Source organism: Anaerolineae bacterium, assembly GCA_016931895.1.
In the GTDB taxonomy this organism is placed as follows: Bacteria; Chloroflexota; Anaerolineae; order 4572-78; family J111; genus JAFGNV01.
The window spans coordinates 1-17776 of sequence record JAFGDY010000036.1; the positions used below are offsets into that span (position 1 = coordinate 1).

Below are 17776 nucleotides of genomic sequence, written 5' to 3' on the forward strand. Positions count from 1 at the left end.
CGCGAGTCTTCTGTTGAAATAACAGAAAAACCCGTCTCGCCTCAGCCTGAAACTGAAGCGAGCGCGGAATCTGCGCCGGCCCGCGAGGCTGCGCCTGAGGTGATAGAAAAATCCATTCCGCCTGAATCTGAAACGAGCGAAAAACCTGCCCCGCCCGCCCAGTCAGAACCGGCTCCAACGCAAGAGTCCTCTCAACTTCAGCAAAAAGAAACCCAGACCCCGGTTCCGCCGCCTTCATCTCTGGCCAAAGTGGAAACCCGGCATGATTTTGCCCAGGTAGGCTTGAATTCGTCGGTCACCAAACTGCCGGGCATCAAAGAGGCCATGGCCAAAAAGCTGGCTAAATTGGGCGTGCAAACCATCGGCGATTTTTTAAGCCTATACCCCCGGCGATACGACGATTACCGCAGTCTCAAACCCATCAACCGGCTCCAGTACGGCGAGGAAGTAACCATCATTGCCCAGGTGTGGAAAACGCGCACGCGGGAGTCCCGCAGCGGTATGCCCCTGGTTACAGCCACCCTCTCCGACGGCACGGCCACCATTGACGTGACCTGGTTCAATCAACCCTGGTTGGTCAATGCCCTGAAACCCGGCATGCAAATTGTGGTCAGCGGCAAAGTTGACGAATACCTGGGCCGGTTGACCTTCCAGGCCCCGGATTGGGAGGAGCTAGACAAAGATTTGCTCCATACCGGGCGCATTGTGCCGGTTTATCCGCTCACCCAGGGCCTTACGGCCAAGTGGCTGCGCAAACAGGTGAAGGCCACGGTTGATTACTGGGCAATCCGCCTCACCGACCACTTACCGGCCAAGTCGCTGAAACGGCTGCAACTGCCGGCTCTAAACGAGGCCGTGCGCCAGATACACTTTCCCGATAGTTGGGAAAAATTGGAAGCAGCCCGCCACCGTTTGGCCCTGGATGAACTGCTGCTGGTTCAACTTGGCGTTTTGCGCCAGCGCCAGGCCTGGCGCGCCCAACAGGGCCGCCCGGTTCAAATTAGCCCGGAGGCGGTGGAGCGGTTGTTACAAGCATTGCCGTTTCCACTTACCCAGGCCCAGCATAAAGCCCTGGATGAAATTATTGCCGATTTGCAGCAAAACGTGCCCATGAGTCGTCTTTTGCAAGGCGACGTGGGTTCGGGTAAAACCGTGGTGGCCCTGGCGGCCATGGTTTTAACCGGGTTAGATCAAGGCCAGGCCGCTATTTTGGCTCCCACCGAAATCCTGGCCGAACAACACTTCCAGGGCATGAGTAAATTACTTGACCCTATCGGCCAGGCCTTGAACCGGCCCTTCACTATCCGTTTGCTGACCGGCAGCACGCCTGCGGCTGAACGCCGGGAATTGTTTGACCAACTGGCCGCCGGGCAAGTTGATATTTTGGTGGGCACGCACGCCATCATCCAGAGCAACGTTGAAATCAACAACCTGCGCCTGGCCATTATTGATGAGCAGCATCGTTTTGGCGTGGAGCAACGCGGCGCGTTGCGTGAAAAAGGCTTTAATCCCCACATGTTGGTGATGACGGCCACGCCTATCCCGCGAACCTTGAGCCTGACCCTGTACGGCGACCTGGACCTATCTATCATTGACGAAATGCCGCCCGGCCGCCAGCCCATTGCCACCCGCTGGCTGACCCCCCGGGAGCGGGAACGAGCCTACAGTTTTTTGCGAACACAAATTGAAAAAGGCCAACAGGCGTTCATTATATGTCCGCTGGTAGAAGAGTCGGAAAAAACAGAGGCCCGGGCGGCCATTGAAGAACACAAACGCCTGCAAACAGAGATTTTTCCGCGCCTCAAGTTAGGCTTGCTGCACGGGCGTATGAAGGCAGACGAAAAAGACAAAGTAATGGCGACCTTTCGGGATGGGCAAACCCACATCCTGGTCTCAACCTCGGTGGTAGAAGTGGGCATTGACGTGCCCAATGCCACCGTTATCCTCATCGAAGGAGCCAACCGTTTTGGCCTGGCCCAATTGCACCAATTCCGGGGCAGGGTGGGCCGCGGCCAACACAAAAGCTATTGCCTGCTATTGGCCGATAAGGTGACGCCCGAAGTAGAGCAGCGCCTACAGGCCGTTGAAAAAACTGCCAACGGGTTTGAACTGGCTGAAAAGGATTTGCAGATGCGCGGTCCCGGTGAATTTTTTGGCACGCGGCAAAGCGGTCTGCCGGACCTAAAATTGGTCAAACTCAGCGACGCCAAATTATTGGAGTTGGCCCGCACCGAAGCGCAACTGATCTTCCAGGAGGACCCCCAATTGGAACAGCCTCAACACCAATTGTTAGCCCAACAACTAAAAAATTTTTGGAAACCGGAGAGCGATTTAAGTTGATTACCAAAGCCATTTATCCTGCCACCTTTGATCCAATTACCAACGGCCATATTGACATTGCCGAACGAGCGGCCAGAATGTTTGACGAATTAATTGTGGGTGTTTTTGACCGCCCTTTAAAAAGTTTACTTTTCCCCATTGAAGACCGGCTGCGGTTGACCCGCGAGGCGTTGGCCCATCTCAAAAACGTGCGGGTGCAAGGCTATAGCGGCTTAACCGTAAACTTTGCCAAAGAACAAGGGGCCGGTTACATTGTGCGCGGCTTGCGGGCGCTTTCTGATTTTGAGTGGGAGCTACAGTTATCGCTGGCCAATCATAGCCTTGACCCCAGTATTGAAACAATCTGCCTGATGGCCAGCCAGGAGCACTCTTTTCTAAGTTCAAGTGTTTTAAAAGAAATAGCCCTGAATGGCGGCAGCATTAATCACCTGGCTCCGCCGGGGGTAGTTGAAGCGTTGGGTAAACAGGAAATGCTCGACGAAGATGGCAATAGCCGGGTTAACATTGTTTCTGTAAGAGATTAGTGAACGTTCCTTCAAACAAAAATTAACAAAAAGGCGGTGCGGGCCATGGACATTCTTCACCTGATAGACCGATTGGAAATATTGGTTACAGAAAAAAGCTTTCGGATTCCGTTTACCTCTAACGTGGTTTTGCAGGAAGACGAGTTTTTAGACATCATTGACCAAATGCGGGTCTCTATTCCCGAAGAAGTGAAATTGGCCAAACGCACCGAAGCCGAACGAGAACGTTTGCTGCTGCAAGCGCAAGAAGAGGCCGACCGGTTGATAGCGGTGGCCCGCGAAAAAGCCAAGGCCATGACCGAAGACCATGAACTCATTGTTTTTGCCCGCCAACGGGCCAAAGAAATTGAAGCCGAGGCCAGAGTCCAGGCCCAGGAAATCATTGCCGACGCTGATGAATACATTGTTGACCAGTTGAGCGAACTGGAAGAGCAATTGATGAAAACCCTGACCACGGTGCGCAATGGATTGCGGCAGGTCAGAGAAACCCAGGAGAAAAAGAAAAACGCCGTGGCAAAAGCGTTACCCCTGGAAGAAGAGGAGAGCAGCGAGGTTGTAGAAGAAACTTAATTTTAGCCGCCATTTGCTTTGCGAGCCTATTGCTGCTATCTTTTATTTGGGTCTGTCCGACATTTTAGGAGGACCGGGGGGTGTGAATCTGTGCTATGCACAGACGGTGTCCCCCCAATTCCCCTCCGTGCTTTCCAAAAAATTTTGGACGCACCCCTTTTATTTGACAATCTTATGTTCTCTCTTATAATCAACCGCTTGTGTGTAAAAATAGGCCATGTTAGCCCTATCTGAATTGCAGTTTAACGTTGCGCAATTATTAAAAGAGGCCACCGGCGCCACCCGTAGTTATGCGATTGAAACCGAGGTCAACGCCGAACTCGACGATGTAGAGGTGGTTTCTCCCTTGGTGGGTCAGGTTGATTTCCTGCGCACCGGCCCCCATATTTTGGTCACCGGCCAGTTGCAGACCACCATCCAAAAAAGCTGCGGTCGCTGTTTGACCGATTTCACCAGGCCGGTAATCCTTAACCTGGAAGAAGAGTTTTATCCGGTTATCAATATATTCACCGGCGCGCCGGTGCCAAAACCCGCCCAGGCTGAAGCCGCCAATCTTATTGACGAGCAAAACATTTTGGACCTGTCTGAGGTGGTGTGGCAGGAATTAGTGGTTATGAGCGAGGGGATTCGTTATTGCCGGCCGGATTGTAAAGGGCTTTGCCCGCATTGCGGCCAGGACCGTAATATTGCGCCGTGCGATTGCGCCGAAGACCAGATAGACCCGCGTTGGGCGGGCTTGCAGGCCTTAAAAATAGATTGAATAGTTTAAGTTAGAAAGGATCAAATCAATGGGCGCCTTACCCAAACGAAAAGTCTCCAGAGTGCGCCGAGACCGCCGGCGGGCGCATTATTTGCGTTTAAAAACGCCGCACATGGTTCCTTGCCCTCAATGTGGCACCCTGCGCCTGGCTCACCACGTTTGCCCCAATTGCGGCACCTACAATGGTGAGCAAGTGATTGAGATAGAAGAAACCGGCCAGTAACAACCCTTATTCCGCGGCCGCATCCGTACGGCCTTTATTTGGTTAAACCATGATCACAATTCCCACCGCTTTTATATTTCCCGGTCAAGGTTCTCAGGAAATGAGCATGGGTCAGGCCCTGGCCAAACGTTACCCCGCCGCTCGCCAACTTTTTGCCCAGGCCGACGATATTCTGGACTTTCCGTTCAGCCAGCTCTGTTTTGAAGGTCCGGCAGAGGAGTTGAACGACACCGTCAACACCCAGCCCGCTATTTTTGTGGTCAGTATGGCTGCGCTGGCCGCGCTCAGGTCGGTGGGGTACAATGTGCCCCCCCAGTACATGGCCGGCCACAGCCTGGGCGAGTATTCGGCGTATGTGGCGGCGGGGGTGATGTCCTTTGAGGATGGCTTGCGCCTGGTGCGGGAACGGGGCCGGCTTATGAAAAAAGCCGGCGAGGTCAACCCCGGCAGCATGGCCGTTATCCTGAAGCTGGACGACGACGTGGTCGCCCAAATATGCCAGGACGTGACCGCCGAAGGCAGCGGCGTACTCCAATTGGCCAATTACAATTCCCCCGGCCAGGTGGTGATTTCCGGCCACAACGCGGCCGTGGAACGAGGCATTGAGTTGGCCCAGGCCGCTAAAGCCAAACGCGCCGTTAAACTGCCCATCAGCATTGCCTCACATTCCGAATTAATGCGCGTTATTGCCGACGAGTTTCGCCAGGCGGTTGACCGGACGCCGCTCAACCTGCCCGAGGTGCCAATTGTGGCTAACATCACCGCAACGCCGCTTAGCTCTCTGGAAGCCATTCGCCAGGAGATGGAGGGGCAACTGACTTCGTCCGTGCGCTGGACCGACTCGGTGCGCTGGATAGCGGCCCAGAATGTCAGCGATTTTGTAGAAATTGGCCCCAAAAATGTGTTAACCGGCCTGGTTCGGCGGATTGAGCCAAAGGCCAATACTTACAATGTTGGTACGCCGGAAGAAATTGAGGCATTTGTTTCGGCTCAAGAAACCAGAAATTAGAAATTGCCGGTTGGTCGCCACTGATGCCGGGTTTCTCATTCCCATTTGTCCGGGTTAGGGGCTGCCAATAGGACTATTGTCCTATATAAAGACTCGGTAACTATTGACATAATAATCCTATGCAGGAGGGATACTTTTAACCGGATGACAACAACAAAAAGATTTCAAAACAAAGTAGCCATCGTGACCGGCGGCGCTAATGGCATTGGCCAGGCTGCCGTTTCGGCTTTTGCCCGGGAAGGGGCCAGGGTGGTTATTGTTGATTTGGCCGCCAGGGGCGAAGAGGTTGCGGCCAAGATAAAACAAGACGGCGGCGAGGCCCTTTTTGTGCAAACAAATGTGTCAAACGCCGACGAAGTGCAGGCTATGGTCAAAACCGTCATTGACACTCACGGCCAAATTGATATACTTGTAAATAACGCCGGAATTACGCGCGATAACCTGATCATGACGATGAAGGAAGATGATTGGGACCTGGTGTTAAAAGTTAATCTTTATAGCGTGTACCACTGTTCCAAAGCCGTAATCCGGCCTATGATGAAAAAACGGTACGGTCGGATCATCAACATGGCCTCGGTAGTGGGGTTGGCGGGGCAGGTGGGCCAAACCAATTATGCCGCTTCCAAGGCCGGTATCATTGGTTTGACCAAATCTTTGGCCAAAGAAGTTGGCTCACGGAATATCACGGTCAATGCCATAGCGCCTGGTTTTATCAAAACCCAACTGACGGATGTTTTGCCGCCAGAGATGGTCCAGGCTTCCATTGACAACACGCCCTTGGGGCGATTGGGCGAAGTGGAAGATGTGGCCAACGCCATTTTGTTTTTTGCCTCTGGTGAGGCCGCTTTTATTACCGGGCAGGTGTTAGCCGTTGACGGCGGCCTGGTAATGCAGTAAATTTTTGACACCACCCGGGGAGAAGGCGGAGGGGTAAAAAATTTCTGTTTAACCGGCGCAAAAGCGCAAAAATTTTAAAAATTTCCTTGCATTAAAAAAATTCCGCCAACGGCAAGTTGTTGGCGGCCCGCGACTTGAGATCGCAATGAACATTCACATCATGATACTGAATATTCAGGCAAGTCTATTGTAGCCGGGAGGTAGCCAATGAAAGCTCGACGACGCGCGCGCGCAGTAGTATTACAAACCCTTTATGAGCTTGACTTCACGGACCACAATCCTCAAACTGCCCTGCAAGCCAGGTTGGAAGATCGAGCCTGTCAACAATGTGGTGGCTTTATCACTATTGACGATGCCGTTTGCCGTAACTCCAGTTGCCGGCTCTTTAATAAAGAACAGGAGCTGCAACCACCTCCCTTGCCCGAACCCGCTGTAACCTTTGCCCGGACGTTGGTTATGGGTGTCCAAACGTACCGCACTTACCTGGACAGTATTGTGGGTGAATTGGCCCCGGAGTGGCCGATTGAACAAATTGCCGCAGCAGACCGTAACGTTTTACGGATTGCCATCTACGAATTGCTTTTTGACCCCGACATCCCGCCTAAAGTGGCCATCAATGAAGCAGTTGAATTGGCCAAAATGTTTGGCAGCGAAAGCTCACCCCGTTTTGTGAATGGAGTGTTGGGCAGTTTGGTGTCTCGGGATCGCGTCAAATTCCGAGAAATGTTAGAAGTAGCTGCCTGAAAATATTTTCCCCCCCAAACATATCCATCCCTGCCGTTTTGTCTCCGCCTGATGTTGCCCTATTTGCAGGAATGAGAGATAATAATAGAATATCTGAATTGGTACAATATACGTCTCATTTGAATTGAATGAATATTCTGGGTATTGGCTTTTCTGAATTAATATTGATTTTTATCATTGCGCTGATGATCTTTGGCCCGCAACGTTTGCCCGTGTATGCCGGCAGAATTGGCCGAAAACTCAGAGAATGGCGCATGATGTCTCAAGTTTTTCTGGTTGAATGGCGCGAAGAATTGGCGGCATTGGAAGAAGCGCGCCAGAGTCTTGAGGAGGCCAGACGGGCGCTGGTAGAGGCACAGGAAACGGTGACCACTGAAGTTAAGGATGTCACCTACACTGTTTCCAGTGAAATGTCGGGGGCGCAAGCCGATATTTCTGCCGAATTGGCTCAAGCCAAAGCGGTGGTTGACTCTGAAACGGCTCAAGTGAAAGCAACCGCCTCTGCCTCCAGACAGAGTAAAGCAGAAATTGAGCAGCCTGAACTTATAGACAGACTCCGAGCCAAACTGGATGCCAAGCGTATGGCCGCCAAGGACAAAGCAACCGGCGTGTCTGAGACAGCCGCGCTGGCAGAAAGTGATATATCTGATGTGGTTGAACTGGACGAAAATGAGCTTGAGATAGACGTTGTTGCGCCGTCGCCGCAGCCGCCGGCCGGCAAAACGGCAACCGGCCAGCCGACCGCATCCGGGGCTGTGGAAGAAGAGCTTGACGTGTCGGCGGTAAAAACGGTTAGCGACGTGGCCGCCGAAGTGGCCGAAAAAATTGCCCAAACTGTGGCTGCTGAAGTGGCCGAAAAAGTGGCTAAAAATATGGCTGCTGAAGTGGCCGAAGAAGCGGCCAGATTGGTTGTGGCCAAGATTACTGAGACAAACCCGGACCTTATCCCCCCAACCGCATCAGAAGAAAAAAGCGAATCGCCATTGGAGCAGCCGCAACCACCGGCCATTATTACCAAAGAGGTGATAAATGAGTAGGGGCCTTCCATCCTCACCTGAACCCAAACAATTTCCTGATGAAGGAGAATTTGGGCTTGGCCAAATGTCGCTGTTAGGACATTTTGAAGAATTGCGCGACCGTTTGGTCAGATCGTTCATTGTGGTGCTGGCGGCCACCTTTATTGTCGCCATTTTTACCGACCAGATTTTTGAAATATTGATGGCCCCTTATGGCGACAAATTGCTGGTGCTCAAACCCACCGAGAGCATCGCTGTTTATTTTAGAGTAGCCCTGACCGGTGGCCTGGTGGTGGCCATGCCTTATCTGATCTACCAGGTGTTAATGTTCATCTTGCCAGGGCTGGAAGAAAACGAGAAGCAATACATTATGTGGGGCGTGCCGGCGGCTACGCTGCTTTTTTTAATTGGCGTTGCTTTTGCCTGGTTTTTAATGTTGCCTACAGCCATCGGCTTTTTAAAAAGCTGGCAAACAGATATTTTTGTCCAACAATGGCAGTCAAAAGAATATATCCCCTTTGTCACCTCTCTCACTTTCTGGATAGGGGTGAGTTTTGAAACTCCTCTTATCATTTTTATTATGGCCAAGGTTGGCCTGGTGACGCCTAAATTTTTGATGCAGCAGTGGCGTTTTGCCATTGTGATTGTGGCCATCATTGCCGCTATGATCACCCCCACTATTGACCCTTTCAACATGGCCCTGGTAATGGCGCCCCTGCTGGGTTTGTACGGCTTCAGTATTTTATTGGCTTACCTGGCTTAAAGCTGCCTGCCGTTGCTTAAAAAACGGCAAATGCGCCCTTAAACTTTTTTGACCTCTCTTTAGCAGGCTTCAGCTGCGCCCCAAAAAACTGGGCGCACCGGCCAGGAGTAGCCGTAACCGTTAACAATTAATCATTCACCATTCACAATTCACCATTATCCAGGAGTTGCCTCAATGGCGAAGCAGCGAATTATCATCATGGGCGCCGCCGGGCGCGATTTTCACAACTTCAACGTTTATTTCCGCAACAACCAAACTTATCAAGTGCTGGCCTTCACGGCCACCCAAATCCCCAACATCGAAGGCCGGGTTTATCCCCCGGAATTGGCCGGCCCTCTTTATCCCAACGGCATTCCCATTCGCCCCGAATCTGAATTAGTCAATCTGATTGCCGAATTGGATATTGATCAGGTAATTTTTGCCTATTCCGACATTCCCCACGCCTATGTGATGCATAAAGCCTCGGTGGTGTTGGCTGCCGGCGCAGATTTTCGGCTGCTTGGCCCGCACCACACCATGCTCAAAAGCAGCAAGCCGGTTGTATCCATCTGCGCCACGCGCACCGGCAGCGGTAAAAGTCAAACCACGCGCTGCGTTTGCCAAATTCTCCAGGCGTTGGGCCAAAAGGTGGTGGCCGTGCGCCACCCCATGCCCTATGGCAATCTGGTGGTCCAGGCCGTGCAACGTTTTGCCGAGTATGACGACCTGGATGAATACGAGTGTACCATCGAAGAGCGCGAGGAGTACGAGCCTCACCTGGCGCGGGGAACGATTGTTTACGCCGGCGTTGATTACGAAGCCATTTTACGACAGGCCGAAACAGAAGCCGATGTGGTGGTTTGGGATGGGGGCAATAATGACCTGCCTTTCTTTCAACCCGACCTGCATCTGGTGGTGGTTGACCCCCACCGGCCCGGTCACGAACTGAATTACCACCCGGGCGAAGCCAACTTGCGCATGGCCGACGTGGTGGTGATCAACAAAATTGACACCGCCGACGCAGCCAACGTGGTTCAGGTGCGGCGCAATGTGCAAACAGCGGCCCCCCAGGCCATCATTGTTGAGGCCGCCTCACCGATTATGGTGGATGACCCGGCGGCTATTCGCGGACAGCGCGTATTGGTGGTTGAGGATGGCCCCACCCTGACCCACGGCGAAATGGCCTACGGCGCGGGCGTGGTGGCTGCCCAACGTTTTGGCGCAGCAGAAATTATTGATCCCCGTCCCTACGCCGCCGGTTCAATTCTGGAAACCTATCAAAAATACCCCACCACCGGTGCCGTGCTGCCGGCCATGGGCTACGGCGAAACGCAAATGAAGGAGCTGGAACAAACTATCAACGCCACGCCCTGCGACTTGGTGGTCATTGGCACGCCCATTGATTTGGGCCGGTTGCTCAAACTCAAACACCCCTGGCAGCGGGTGCGTTACGATTTGCAGGAGATTGGCCAACCCACCCTCACCGAGATTTTGCAGAAAAAGTTTGCCTGAGAGAGTAATCGCTTTTTTTGATCCGTATCTTTTTACAACCAGGGAGTGATCTAATGACAAATTATCCACCAGAAATGACCGCCGTCCGGTTACATGGCCCGCGCGATATGCGCCTTGAGCAAATCCCCCATCCGGGTTCGCCGGGCCTGGGACAAGCGCTGCTGCGGATTACCACCGTGGGCGTGTGTGGCAGCGATCTGCATTTGTACAAAGATGCTCGCATTGGCAGTGAGGCAGTGCAAAGTCCCTTTATTTTGGGCCACGAATTTGCCGCAGTGGTAGAGGCGGTGGGGCCGGAAAGCCGGGATGGATTTGACCGGCCGCTTTTGCCCGGCATGCGCGTTGCCGTTGATCCGGCGGTGCCATGCTGGCGTTGTGAGAGGTGCCAGCATGGCCAGCCCAACCTGTGCCGGCGTTTGCATTTCTGTGGCACCTACCCCGATCAGGGCAGCCTGTGCCAATGGATGCACATGCCTGCCCGCTGTTGTTTTCCCCTGCCCGACGCAGTTGACGATACTGCCGGCGCCATGCTAGAACCGCTGGGGATTGCCCTTCATACCGTAGACCTGGCCCGGATTAAAGTGGGCCACAGTGTGGCTATTTTGGGAGCGGGGTGCATTGGCCTGCTGATATTGCAATTAGCCAAGTTATCCGGCGCGGCCCCCATCTTTATCAGCGATAAATTTCCCTGGCGGCTGACCTTGGCTAAAAAATATGGGGCTATTCCTCTCAATTGCGACGAAGTTGACCAGGCCAAAGCGGTGTTGCAGGCTACCGACGGCCGCGGCGTGGACATTGCCATTGAAGCGGCCTGGGCCGACCAGTCGGTGCAGACCGCGGCGGAGATGCTCTGTTATGGCGGGCGGCTGGTCATTGCCGGTATTTCTGAAGACGACCAACTGAGGATACAACATTCCACAGTGCGGCGGAAAGGGGCGGATATTCGCCTGGTGCGGCGTATGAAAAACACCTACCCCCGCACCCTGCACCTGGCCGAAAGCGGCGCGGTAGATTTACAAACAATGATCACCCATCGTTTCCCCCTGGCCAAAACGCCGGAAGCTTACGCGCTTAATTTAGGCTATCGGGATAAGGTAATCAAGATTATGATTGAGGTGTAGAATAGGGTTCAATCAATTGCTGCCGGGTGGCATACACTCGTTCCGCCACCAGTTTGATCATCCGCCGCATCACCACATTTTCAAGCTTATGATCCGCTTGAAACAAATGATTGAGCCGTTCACCGTTAAGAATAAACACGTGGGTATGTTTGAGAGAGCGCGCTCTGGCCCGCTTGCGTTGGCCGGGGAACAAAGAAGACCAACCAAAAAGTTGTTTGGGACCGACCTTGAGCACCGTGGCGTAGCTCTGCTCGGGCGTTTTCATTTCAATGACCACTTCTCCTTTTTGAACCAGGTACATAGCCTGGTCCAAATCTCCCTCGCGGTAGATTATCTCACCTTTCTCAAACTCCGCCTCGGTGGCTATTGAAGCCAGTTTCTTCAAATGTACGGTTTCCAGGCCGCTAAAGAACTCCATTGCCCGGAGCGCCGTAATAATTTCAAGTTCGGCTTTGCTTGTCATTTCATCACCTCCCCTGGACCTCTAACTAAAAATAAACCGTTCGCACATGGAACCTCTCTTCTTATTTTCCCCCTTTATGGCAATTGAGTCAAAAACTGATTTGTATCCACGGCCAAAAGCCAGGATTTTTAGAAACTTGCCCGGCCTGCTCAAAATCTGGGCCGTTCCTATCGTGCTGTTTGCGTTTGACCATAAGCAATATTTGCTGTAAGTTACAACTTTTTGGGGGTTACTTCGTATAAATTTAGAGGCAAAAAATAAAAACTATAGCAGAGTGGCAAAGCTGGCTTTGCGCTCTAAATTGTCTATTGATAGAGGAGAGAGGTATCAATGTTCAAACACTGGTTGCAACGTGGGAATGGGAAATTTAACCCCGCCGTCTCAAACTGCAACAATAATGGTCATCAGAAAAACGGCAGCGGCCCGCTGATTGAGATAGCGCAGGTGGCGAAAACTTTTGCAAGCGAGGCCGGTCTGTTTATGGCCTTAAAAGAGGTTAACTTGCAGGTTGAGCCGGGCGAATTTGTGGCCGTTATCGGCAAGTCGGGCAGCGGCAAGTCTACCCTGATTAATATGATTGCCGGCATTGACCGGCCTACTTCGGGCCAGGTGGTGGTTAAAGGCGCGCCCATTCACACCTTTAAAGAGGGCCAGATGGCCCGCTGGCGAGGGCTGCATGTGGGCGTTATTTTTCAGTTTTTCCAATTGCTGCCTATGCTGACCGTGATTGAGAATGTAATGCTGCCCATGGACTTTTGCCGGATGTATTCGTTTCACGAACGGGAGGAACGGGCGTTGCACCTGTTGGAGCAGGTAGATATGGCCGATCAGGCCCACAAGTTGCCCGCGCAAATGTCGGGCGGGCAACAACAGCGGGTAGCCATTGCCCGCGCCCTGGCCAACGACCCGCCATTGCTTTTGGCCGACGAACCAACTGGCAACCTGGATTCGCACACCGCCGCCTCGGTTTTTCAGCTTTTTGAAGAATTGGTGGCCGAGGGCAAAACCATTTTGATGGTAACGCACGATAACGACCTGGCCCGCCGGGCCTGGCGCACCATTACCATTGCCGACGGCAAGATTGTAAAGCAGGAGCTGAATAGTAAAAACAAGCCGCCAACCACTCCTATGCCCCAAACAAACGTTGCCAGCTACATTCCTCACTGATAATAGAATTCGCCCAATTCAACAATTCAGCGAACAACAGGTTTTAATCATTCACAATTCACAATTCACAATTCACAATTCACAATTCACAATTCACAATTCACAATTCATAATTCACAATTCATAATTCATAATTCACAATTCACAATTCACAATTCACAATTCACAATTCACAATTTTTTAGGGAGTACCCATGCTCAGACCACGCTGGCGAAAAATACTACGCGATTTATGGTTGAACAAAATACGCACCGTTTTGGTCATTCTCTCCATTGCCGTAGGTGTGTTTGCCATTGGCCTCATCGTAAGCACCCGGATTATGCTCTCGGAAGATATGGCCAGCACGTACGCGGCCACTCACCCTGGCCATGCCCACCTTTTTCCCAGTTGGTTTGATGATAACGTGGTTGAAGCCGTGCGCCGGGTTGAGGGAGTGGCCGAGGCCGATGCCCGTTTGGATGAGTTTGAGGTGCGTCTTAAGGTGGGGCCGGACCAGTGGAAAACGCTCAACCTGGACGTGCTCAATGACTACAACGACCAGCGTCTTAACATTGTTAGCCCTGTGAGCGGGGCCTGGCCGCCGCCCAAACGGGAACTGTTATTGGAGCGGCAATCGCTGGAAATTGCCAACGCCCAAGAGGGCGACGTATTGGAAATTGAAACACCCGACGGCAAAATCCGGCACATCCGGGTGGCCGGCATTGTCCACGATATGTATAACCCACCGGCGCCGTTTGTGGGCGAGGCCTATGGTTACATCACTTTTGAAACTCTGGCCTGGCTGGGCGAGTGGCGTCATTATGATCAGTTGACCTTCCGCCTGGATAAATACGCCCCCACCAAAGATGAAATTCAGACGGTGGCCGATGCGGTTGAAAAAAAGATTGAAAAAAGCGGCAAAAATGTATACTGGACCTGGATTCCTGAACCGGAAGAACACGAAGCCAACGAAATTGTCCAACCGATGTTGATGATTTTAGGCGTGCTGGGCGTGCTCTCGCTATTTTTAAGTGCTTTTTTGGTGATCAATACTATCTCCGCTATTTTGGCCCAGCAAGTTAAACAAGTGGGCATTATGAAAGCCATAGGCGCTCAGGCCACGCAAATTATCCAACTTTATCTGGGAATGGTTCTATTTTTTAGCCTGCTATCATTGCTGGTGGCCGTGCCTTTAGGGGCGTGGGCGGCGTATAAGTTTTCGGCGTACCTGGCCTGGCTGATCAATTTTAACCTGGCCGGCTTTCGCCTTCCGCCCCAGGCGCTGGCCGTTGAAATAGCCGTGGGCTTGATTGTGCCGCTGCTGGCCGCGCTATACCCCATCGTCAGCGGCGCGCGGATTACGGTCAACGAGGCCATCAGTAGTTATGGTTTGGGTAAAGGACAATTTGGCAGCCACTTTATTGACCGGGCCACAGAGTGGCTCACCGGCAAAATATTGGCTTTGTCCCGCCCCGTTCGCATTTCAATGCGCAATACCATCCGCCGTAAGGCCCGCCTGGCCTTAACCTTATTTACCTTAACCCTGGGCGGGGCCATTTTTATTGCCGTGTTAAGCGTGCACAGCTCGCTGCTGGCCACGCTAGACGAGGCCCTGACCTATTGGAATTACGACGTTGAAGTGGATTTTGACCATTCCCACCGTATCAAGGAAATTGAGCGGCTGGCGCTGAATGTGCCGGGTGTGGTAGATGCCGAAAGCTGGATTGGCAATACCGCCCGCCGGATGCGCCCCGATGGCCACGAAGGGCCTAACATCTCCATCTTGGGCACGCCCGCCGACACCACCATGATCCAGCCAACCCTGCTTCAAGGCCGCTGGCTGCTGCCCGACGATGAAAACGCCATTGTGGTGAATACGGAAGTGATCAAAGAGGAGCCGGACATAAAGGTGGGGGATGAGCTAACGCTGACCATTGAAGGTCGGGAAGATACGTGGCGCGTAGTTGGCCTGGTTAAAGGGGTAATGACCGGGCGCATTATTTACGCCAACTATCCTTACTTTGCCCGTTATGTTCGCTACATTGGCCGCTCCGGCGGCGTGCAAATTGTGGCCCAAGACCATTCGCCTGAATTCCAGGAGCAATTGGCCCGGCGGGTCAAAGATTATTTTGATCGGTTGGGCTTGCAAGTTAGAGAAACAGAAACCACAGCCTCCATTCGAGACAATATAGAATATCAATTTAATATCATTGTCTTTTTTCTAGCCTTTATGGCGGTGTTGATTGCCCTGGTAGGCTGTTTGGGACTGATGGGCACCATGAGCATCAACGTGATCGAGCGCACCCGCGAGATTGGCGTTATGCGCGCCGTGGGCGCGTCGGATGGGGATGTGATGAAAATTGTGATCCTTGAGGGTCTGGTGATTGGCCTGATCAGTTGGGTCATTGGCGCTATTTTGGGTTGGCCCATTGGCAAACTCTTGAGTGATGCAGTGGGCGTGGCTTTTTTAGAATCGCCCTTAACGTACGCCTTTGCCTTTGGCGGCGCCTTGATGTGGTTGGGCATCATCCTTTTTCTGGCCGCCCTGGCCAGCCTGCTGCCCGCCTGGAACGCCTCGCGCTTGAGCGTGCGGGAAGTGTTGGCTTACGAATAGCCCGAATTCTCCAAATTCAATTGTCAGCCGGCAGGGAATGTGCTATACTCAGCCCCGGCCTCAAACCGGAGCGGTTTGGGCTGTACCCTAACCCAATCACAACAGGCGGACAAAATTTATGAGTACCTTAAAGATCAATCGCAACGCTCCCTGCCCCTGCGGCAGCGGCAAAAAATATAAACAATGCTGCATGCAAAAAGACCAGGCCCCCCGCCGGCAAAGAACGGTGCTGGCCCATCAATTGGCCGACCGGCAAAAAATGACCAAAGAGGTTGCCGAGGAACTGGCTACTTACGAAGCAACCTTTGACGAAATTGAAGCGGCTACCGCCGCAATGGACGTTCAGCGGGCCGGGTTTGAAAAAATTCTAAACGACCCGCCGATGTTTGCCGAACGTACACGCCATCTATTTGCCGAGGATCGTTTTGCCTCCTACCGTTACCCGGTCGGCGAGGTTCGCCGCGCCTGCGAAGCAACGGCTTACCCTGAACCGCCGGCCCAGGGTGACGCCGGCTACGCCCAATTCCTCAACCTGGCTACCGCCTATCTGGCCGACAAAAAAGACCGGCTACGCATTGGCCGGGAATTGTTACGCATGCTGCCCGACTACGTAGCCGAAGATCGTCTGCTGGATGCCTGGATCATTCAATTTTGCGCCTACCATCTGGTGGAAACGCCCAACGAAACCAATCCCTTTCTGATTCAGATGTTGGAACACGGCCTTAATGCGTGGCGCGGAACCGCCCCAGATGCCGGCTAAACGCTTCCAGGGAGATTATGCCTCAAATTCCCGTCCAAGCCCGCACCATCTCTTCTAGCCATGTCCACAAAACAAAAACGGTGTAAACAACCACCAAAGCCCACCCCTCTTTGCGGCTGAGAAGGCGGCCGGTGGAGAGAAAGGCAAACAAAACAACCACGGTGCCCAACAAAATAATTGTTGACAGCCACAGATTTTCGGTGCCAACCATAATGGTTTTGCCGCGGATCAACAGGGCAATCAGCCAGGGCAGGCCCAAGCCCACCAAAATGTCAAAAATATTGGAGCCAACGGCGTTGGCAATAGCCATCTCGCCCCGGCCCTGGCGGGCCACAATGACCGAGGAGATCAAATCCGGCGCAGAGGTGCCGGCGGCCAGCACCGTTAAAGCCACAATAACCGGCGGAATCCCGATAGCCTGGGCAAAACGCACCGAATACTCCACCAACACCCAACTGATACCGGCAATGAACACAATAGACACCAAAAAAGCGCGGATATAAACCCGGCGCGGGTCGCCCATAAGAACGCCAAAACCCTTTGCAATAACCCGCCTGGCTTTTTGGTATAAGGCCCCGTTAGGTTTATGCCCCGCTTGTAATCTGGTTTCTATCACCTCAATTACTTCCGCCGCTTCGCCGGGCAAAAAGGCGTTCCACTGGAAAAGAATGAAAATATAAACCCCGTAAAGTCCTAAAAAGGCCCCGGCTTCCAGGCCCGTGATCCGGCCGTCGGCAAAAGAGATCAGCAGCAAACCAATGCTGGCCACGTAGATCACGCAATCGCGGATAACCACCTGCCAGGTAATCCTGGCCGGCCTGGCAACGGCCGACACGCCCGTGATCACCAAAATATTGAACACGGCCGAACCGACAATTGTGCCAATGCCCACATCGCTGTGCTCGCCGCCGCCCAAAAACAAGGCAAAAAGGGCAATGGCCAACTCCGGCGCGGACGACCCCATAGCCATCAACGACGCCCCGGCCACATTGCCGGGCAATTTCCATTTTTGGGCTATTTGGTCCAGGCTTTTGATAAAAAACTCGTCGGTGATGATTGAAAGAAGATAAATGGCTCCGGCCATGATCGCTAAACTGACAATTGCGGCACCCATAGGTTACTCCTGAAGTCGAAAATCAAAATCACGAATCGTTGGTTGGTTGTTGGCGTAAAGTGGGAATCTGGTCTAACACTTTGGGTTCAGCTATGCTATGATCAAAGCGCTGCGCCAAGATCATCTTCGTCCAACGCCAAAAAAGGTTATGCCCATTATAACAAAAACGATTCCGTTACACAATCAACCTGCCGGCCCATTTCTCATTTGGTGTTTTGCCG

16 protein-coding genes and 1 pseudogene are annotated in these 17776 nt (G+C 52.8%); 15 read left to right on the forward strand and 2 right to left on the reverse strand.

Features of this window, described 5'->3' with window-relative positions; translation table 11 throughout:
• From recG to JW953_02890, 12 genes are all read left to right on the forward strand, one after another.
• Positions 1–2340: ATP-dependent DNA helicase RecG (gene recG / locus JW953_02835; protein ID MBN1991612.1), on the forward strand; the 2340-nt coding region annotated here is incomplete at its 5' end.
• Entirely contained in the window at positions 2337–2864 is a 528-nt protein-coding gene (gene coaD, locus JW953_02840) for a pantetheine-phosphate adenylyltransferase (protein ID MBN1991613.1), read from the forward strand. The genes recG and coaD, both read left to right, overlap by 4 nt.
• A 45-nt stretch (positions 2865–2909) precedes the next feature.
• A complete protein-coding gene (locus JW953_02845) occupies positions 2910–3434 on the forward strand; it encodes an ATPase (GenBank protein MBN1991614.1) in 525 nt (174 codons plus the stop codon).
• Between the two features lie 217 nt (positions 3435–3651).
• Positions 3652–4194, forward strand: coding sequence for a DUF177 domain-containing protein (locus JW953_02850; protein ID MBN1991615.1), 543 nt, complete (start codon positions 3652–3654; stop codon positions 4192–4194).
• 28 nt (positions 4195–4222) lie between these two features.
• Entirely contained in the window at positions 4223–4417 is a 195-nt protein-coding gene (gene rpmF, locus JW953_02855; protein MBN1991616.1) for a 50S ribosomal protein L32, read from the forward strand.
• 49 nt (positions 4418–4466) lie between these two features.
• Positions 4467–5426: an ACP S-malonyltransferase gene (gene fabD / locus JW953_02860; protein ID MBN1991617.1), complete on the forward strand. Its 960-nt coding sequence runs from the start codon at positions 4467–4469 to the stop codon at positions 5424–5426.
• Positions 5427–5570: 144 nt separating this feature from the next.
• Positions 5571–6323 (forward strand): 3-oxoacyl-[acyl-carrier-protein] reductase, encoded by a 753-nt coding sequence (fabG, locus tag JW953_02865; protein MBN1991618.1) that lies wholly within the window; start codon positions 5571–5573, stop codon positions 6321–6323.
• A 207-nt stretch (positions 6324–6530) separates the two neighbouring features.
• A complete protein-coding gene (nusB, locus tag JW953_02870) occupies positions 6531–7067 on the forward strand; it encodes a transcription antitermination factor NusB (protein ID MBN1991619.1) in 537 nt (178 codons plus the stop codon).
• A 128-nt stretch (positions 7068–7195) separates the two neighbouring features.
• Entirely contained in the window at positions 7196–8104 is a 909-nt protein-coding gene (locus JW953_02875; GenBank protein MBN1991620.1) for a twin-arginine translocase TatA/TatE family subunit, read from the forward strand.
• Complete coding sequence (gene tatC, locus JW953_02880; GenBank protein MBN1991621.1) at positions 8097–8846, forward strand: twin-arginine translocase subunit TatC; 750 nt, start codon at positions 8097–8099, stop codon at positions 8844–8846. Before JW953_02875 ends, tatC begins: the two co-directional genes overlap by 8 nt.
• 174 nt (positions 8847–9020) lie before the next feature.
• On the forward strand, positions 9021–10337 hold the full coding sequence (locus tag JW953_02885) for a GTPase (GenBank protein MBN1991622.1): 1317 nt from the start codon (positions 9021–9023) through the stop codon (positions 10335–10337).
• 74 nt (positions 10338–10411) lie between these two features.
• A complete protein-coding gene (locus JW953_02890) occupies positions 10412–11458 on the forward strand; it encodes an alcohol dehydrogenase catalytic domain-containing protein (protein MBN1991623.1) in 1047 nt (348 codons plus the stop codon).
• Here the strand turns inward: JW953_02890 and JW953_02895 are convergent.
• Positions 11442–11921, reverse strand: a complete 480-nt coding sequence (locus JW953_02895; GenBank protein MBN1991624.1) for a cyclic nucleotide-binding domain-containing protein — start codon at positions 11919–11921, stop codon at positions 11442–11444. The two genes, JW953_02890 and JW953_02895, sit on opposite strands and share 17 nt — an antisense overlap.
• A gap of 330 nt (positions 11922–12251) precedes the next feature.
• Here JW953_02895 and JW953_02900 point away from each other — a divergent pair, with 330 nt between their 5' ends.
• The 3 genes and pseudogenes from JW953_02900 (at position 12252) to JW953_02910 (ending at position 15883) form a co-directional block, all read left to right on the forward strand.
• Positions 12252–13088 carry an ABC transporter ATP-binding protein gene (locus JW953_02900; protein ID MBN1991625.1) on the forward strand — a complete coding sequence of 279 codons (837 nt, stop codon included), beginning with the start codon at positions 12252–12254 and terminating at the stop codon, positions 13086–13088.
• Positions 13089–13281: 193 nt separating this feature from the next.
• Positions 13282–15681: an ABC transporter permease gene (locus tag JW953_02905; GenBank protein MBN1991626.1), complete on the forward strand. Its 2400-nt coding sequence runs from the start codon at positions 13282–13284 to the stop codon at positions 15679–15681.
• Between the two features lie 118 nt (positions 15682–15799).
• Positions 15800–15883 (forward strand): annotated as a pseudogene (locus JW953_02910) (SEC-C domain-containing protein).
• 580 nt (positions 15884–16463) lie between these two features.
• Here JW953_02910 and JW953_02915 read toward each other — a convergent pair.
• On the reverse strand, positions 16464–17555 hold the full coding sequence (locus JW953_02915; protein MBN1991627.1) for a calcium/sodium antiporter: 1092 nt from the start codon (positions 17553–17555) through the stop codon (positions 16464–16466).
• Positions 17556–17776: the final 221 nt, after the last annotated feature.

What these genes read in the sequence shown, in the direction of transcription:
- JW953_02895 (MBN1991624.1), bottom strand. Translation starts at nt 11,921, where the DNA reads ATGACAAGCAAAGCCGAACTTGAAATTATTACGGCGCTCCGGGCAATG.
- JW953_02875 (MBN1991620.1), top strand. Translation starts at nt 7,196, where the DNA reads ATGAATATTCTGGGTATTGGCTTTTCTGAATTAATATTGATTTTTATC.
- nusB (MBN1991619.1), top strand. Translation starts at nt 6,531, where the DNA reads ATGAAAGCTCGACGACGCGCGCGCGCAGTAGTATTACAAACCCTTTAT.
- rpmF (MBN1991616.1), top strand. Translation starts at nt 4,223, where the DNA reads ATGGGCGCCTTACCCAAACGAAAAGTCTCCAGAGTGCGCCGAGACCGC.
- JW953_02905 (MBN1991626.1), top strand. Translation starts at nt 13,282, where the DNA reads ATGCTCAGACCACGCTGGCGAAAAATACTACGCGATTTATGGTTGAAC.
- JW953_02850 (MBN1991615.1), top strand. Translation starts at nt 3,652, where the DNA reads ATGTTAGCCCTATCTGAATTGCAGTTTAACGTTGCGCAATTATTAAAA.
- JW953_02900 (MBN1991625.1), top strand. Translation starts at nt 12,252, where the DNA reads ATGTTCAAACACTGGTTGCAACGTGGGAATGGGAAATTTAACCCCGCC.
- JW953_02890 (MBN1991623.1), top strand. Translation starts at nt 10,412, where the DNA reads ATGACCGCCGTCCGGTTACATGGCCCGCGCGATATGCGCCTTGAGCAA.
- JW953_02845 (MBN1991614.1), top strand. Translation starts at nt 2,910, where the DNA reads ATGGACATTCTTCACCTGATAGACCGATTGGAAATATTGGTTACAGAA.
- JW953_02915 (MBN1991627.1), bottom strand. Translation starts at nt 17,555, where the DNA reads ATGGGTGCCGCAATTGTCAGTTTAGCGATCATGGCCGGAGCCATTTAT.
- fabD (MBN1991617.1), top strand. Translation starts at nt 4,467, where the DNA reads ATGATCACAATTCCCACCGCTTTTATATTTCCCGGTCAAGGTTCTCAG.
- fabG (MBN1991618.1), top strand. Translation starts at nt 5,571, where the DNA reads ATGACAACAACAAAAAGATTTCAAAACAAAGTAGCCATCGTGACCGGC.
- tatC (MBN1991621.1), top strand. Translation starts at nt 8,097, where the DNA reads ATGAGTAGGGGCCTTCCATCCTCACCTGAACCCAAACAATTTCCTGAT.
- JW953_02885 (MBN1991622.1), top strand. Translation starts at nt 9,021, where the DNA reads ATGGCGAAGCAGCGAATTATCATCATGGGCGCCGCCGGGCGCGATTTT.